General features: G+C 71.0%; 3 protein-coding genes and 1 pseudogene. All 4 read right to left on the reverse strand.

Going from position 1 to position 3,910, the window contains the following annotated elements; translation table 11 throughout:
- Positions 1 to 89, reverse strand: a pseudogene (locus ACWGIU_RS32085) (DNA-binding response regulator); the annotation flags it as partial.
- Positions 90 to 588: 499 nt separating this feature from the next.
- Positions 589 to 1,548, reverse strand: coding sequence for a UDP-glucose 4-epimerase GalE (gene galE, locus ACWGIU_RS32090; RefSeq protein WP_453711624.1), 960 nt, complete (start codon positions 1,546 to 1,548; stop codon positions 589 to 591).
- A gap of 113 nt (positions 1,549 to 1,661) precedes the next feature.
- On the reverse strand, positions 1,662 to 2,357 hold the full coding sequence (locus ACWGIU_RS32095) for a response regulator transcription factor (protein ID WP_453711625.1): 696 nt from the start codon (positions 2,355 to 2,357) through the stop codon (positions 1,662 to 1,664).
- A gap of 158 nt (positions 2,358 to 2,515) precedes the next feature.
- A partial coding sequence (locus ACWGIU_RS32100) for an outer membrane protein assembly factor BamB family protein (RefSeq protein ID WP_453711626.1) occupies positions 2,516 to 3,910 on the reverse strand: 1,395 nt, incomplete at its 5' end.

Here is a 3,910-nt window from a genome sequence, read left to right on the forward strand (position 1 = left end):
TCCACGTCCGGCTCGGCCGCGAGCGCGGCTGCGAGCGATTCGGCGAAGATGCGGTGATCGTCGACGACGAGAACCCGGATACGAACCACAAAACCCCCAAGGGTAGGGGAACGGACAACGGCGGGTACGGCGCCCGGACCGGGTGATCCGCAGCTGCCCCGGCCGCCGCCGTGACATCTCTGCACTACCCCGGAGCGGACGACGTACCCGACTTGTCTCGACCCCTGAATCAACACCGGCCCCCACCGGTGTCATGCATCAGCGTAGGGCCGGGGGTGTCCGGCGGTTGGCCGAATAGCAGAAGTTTTCCCAGGGATTTTCCGGCGCGGGCGTGGTGAACCGGCTTTGTGGTGGCTTGAAATCGCCTGCACCGAAGGTCCTGATGGCGGCTTCGGTACCGGCGTGTGCCCCGGGCAGTTGCACGGGGGGCATTTCACCCGGCGTGTGCACGCCGGGCGCCCGCGCACAGCGCACGGCCGCAGCGCACAGCCGACACGCACACGCCCCCCGCACCGATCGGGGTGCGGGGGGCGTGCGGAACCGGGGGTGGTCCGGACGGATACCGGAGGTCCAGGAGCTCCGGGAGGTTCAGGAGGAGTGCGTACGCGCGAAGTTCCACGCGTCCGTGATGATCCCGGTGAGGTCCGAGCGGCTCGGGGTCCAGCCGAGGCGCTCGTGGGCCGTGCGCGCGGAGGCGACGAGCATCGCCGGGTCGCCGGCCCGGCGCGGCGCGACCACCTCGGGGATGTCCCGGCCGGTGACCTTGCGGACGGTCTCGACGACCTCGCGCACCGAGAACCCGTTGCCGTTGCCCAGGTTGCAGATCAGGTGCTCCCCGCCGGTGGCGGCCCGCAGGGCGGCCAGGTGGGCCTCCGCCAGGTCGGCGACGTGGATGTAGTCACGTACGCAGGTGCCGTCCGGGGTCGGGTAGTCCTCGCCGAACACCGAGATCGACTCGCGCTCGCCCAGCGCGACCTGGAGGACCAGCGGGATCAGGTGCGTCTCGGGGGTGTGCCGCTCGCCGAACGTCCCGTAGGCGCCGGCCACGTTGAAGTAGCGCAGGGACACCGCGGCCAGGCCGTGCGCCGCGCACTCCCCCGCGATCATGTGGTCGACGGCCAGCTTCGAGGCACCGTACGGGTTGGTCGGCGCGGTGACCGAGGCCTCCGTCAGCAGGCCCTCCGTCGGCTCCCCGTAGGTGGCGGCGGTGGAGGAGAACACCAGCTTGCGTACGCCCGCCCCGCGCATCGCGGCCAGCAGGGCCAGCGTCCCGCCGACGTTGTTCTCCCAGTACTTGCCCGGGTTCACCACGGACTCGCCGACCTGCGAGAAGGCCGCGAAGTGCAGCACCGCCTCGTAGGAGCCGTCCACGTACCGGGCGGCGTCCTGGATCCGGCCCTCGATGAAGGTGGCGCCCTCCGGGACCCCTGCGCGAAAGCCCGTGCTCAGGTCGTCGAGGACGGTGACCTCGTGGCCGGCCTCCAGAAGGTGGGCCGCGACCACGCTGCCGACGTATCCTGCGCCACCGGTTACCAGGTACTTGCTCACTCGCCTACTGCCTCTCGCGGGGGAGCACGCGCGGGTACGTGCGCGTGCTTGGACACTGGCTTACCCGATTCCGCGCCCACGGGGAAATCGGGCGGCCGGACCGGGCCGGTGCGTCAGTCGCGCGCGGCGGCGGCGGACGGCAGCGAGGGCAGCGCCCGGTCCAGCAGACCGGTGCGGGCGGCCAGCGCGGCCGCCTCCAGCCGCGACCCCACGCCCAGCTTCATCAGCACCCGCTGCACGTGCGTACGGGCGGTGCTCGGGGCGATCTCCATGCCCGCGGCGATCAGCCGGGTGTCCTCGCCCTCGGCGACCCGGACGAGCACCTCCACCTCGCGCGGGGTGAGCAGCCGCAGCAGCCGGCTGCCCTCGTCGTCGGGCTGGGCCGCGGGGTTCAGGAGCTCCGCGAAGGCCCCCTGCAGCAGCTGGGGGGCGATCGCCACCTCCCCCGCCCTGGCCTTGGCCAGCGCCCGCTCGACTCCCTCGATGCGCTCGTCCTGGCGCACGTACCCCGAGGCGCCGGCGGCGAAGGCGGCCGCGATTCCGCGCGGGCTGGGCACCGGGCCGAGGACGACCACGGCGATCTGCGGGCGTTCCCGCTTGATGCGCACGACGGGCTCGAAGACCCCGGGCTCGGCGGGGGTGGCGGTGCCGAACAGGCAGACCTCCGGCGCGCGGCTGACGACCAGCTCGGCGGCGCCCGCCGCCGGAGCGGCGGCGGCCAGCACCCGGTGGCCGCGCAGCTTCAGGGCAGAGGCGAGTGCCTCGGCCAGCAGCCGGTGCTCGTCGACCACCACGACCCGTACGCCCATTGAGGAACCACCCCCCACCCTTCTGACCCGGCAAGCTACACGCTTGTTCGACGGTGCGAGGGGGATACCGTGCAGAAGCCCCCGATCGGTACGGACCGTTCGGGGGCTTTCGGCGGTGCTGTGCGCAGCGGGTGGAGTGCGAATCGGCGCGGTGTGCGTCAGCTCGCGGTGAAGGACACGAAGAGGTACTCCGGGTCGGACTTGGTCCCGAACGGCTTGCTGACCGTCGTCCGCGAGATGAAGAACTTGCCGTTGTGGTAGCGGTACTCGGAGTACTCCGGCGAGAACTGGGTCTCGGCGCGCTGGCTCGCCTTGTCCTCCGGGTTCTCCATGAGCAGGGTTTCCTTCATCGTCCTGCTGTCGATGCTGACGATCTGGCCGCCCTTGTCGTACGGGGGGTTCTTGTACGCGATGATGTTCGACCCGTCCATGCGCAGCGGGAACATCGTGTACCGCTCGCCCGCGTCGGCGCGGTCGGTGGTCTGCTTGCCGGTCTCCAGGTCGAAGGAGAGCAGCTCGTTGGTGCGGCCGCTGGAGGACTGGCCCTGGTGTTCGTAGGACGGCAGGTAGAGCTTGCCGTTGCCGACCACCATGTTGACGCACTTCTCGACGTCCAGTCCGCACTTGCCGGCGAAGTCCCCGGAGGCGAGCGGGATACGGGCCTTCAGCTCGCCCTTGGGATCGATGACGAAGAGGTCGCTGACACCGGTGGCGTTCTTCGCCGTCTTGCCGACGTCGGCGGCCACGATCAGCGGCTTCGTGGAGACGATGGACGCGTCCTCGATGCCCTGCGAGAGCTTGTACGAGGCGGTGGGCGCACCGCTGGTCGGGTCGAGGAGCTGCCCGTACAGGGTGTAGTTGGGGCTCTGGCCGCATTTGCGGATGGCGCCGAGCGCCTCGCCTCCGGCGTAGCCGACGTCGCGGCAGCCCTCGGCGTCGATCTTGGGCAGCCACAGGGACTTGCCGTCGGCGAGGTTCCAGGCGGCGCCGCCCCCGGAGATGCCGGCCGCTGCCACGGTCTTGCCGCTGAGGGTGACCGTGTTCAGGGAGACGGGCTTGTCGCCGCCGGTGGCGCTCTTGGCGTTGCCCGACCAGACGAGCTTGCCGCTCTCCAGGTCGATGACGCCGACCTCGGTGCACGGCGGGTACTTGTTCTCGGGCGTCGACGGGGCGGGCCTGAAGATGACCGCCGTCTTGTTCTCGCTGACGTGCTTGGTCGCCCCGCAGAGCTCGCCCGCGAGGGGCAGCTCCCACTTCTTGGCGCCGTCGACGACGTTGTAGCCGACGATCTTCGAGAGGTCGGACTTGATGTAGGTGGAGTCGGTCAGCCAGGAGCCGGCCACCGTGGCGATGTCCGCCGGAACCGGGTTCGGCAGGTTCAGGAGCGTCTTCGACTTCGGGTTGCCGGGCGCCTTCTCGGTGCCGGGCACCGCCTCCTGGGGCTTGTCGCTGCCCGGGGAGGCGCTGGGGCCGCTGTCCGGCCGGTCGTCCGTGCCGCCGTCGCCGGAGGTGTACCAGAGGCCGCCGCCGACGATGAGGACGATGGCCAGGAG

The organism is Streptomyces sp. NPDC054840 (assembly GCF_053611065.1).

Bases quoted from the DNA above. Each gene is read 5' to 3' on its own strand.
- ACWGIU_RS32095 (WP_453711625.1), bottom strand. From the start codon at position 2,357: ATGGGCGTACGGGTCGTGGTGGTCGACGAGCACCGGCTGCTGGCCGAG.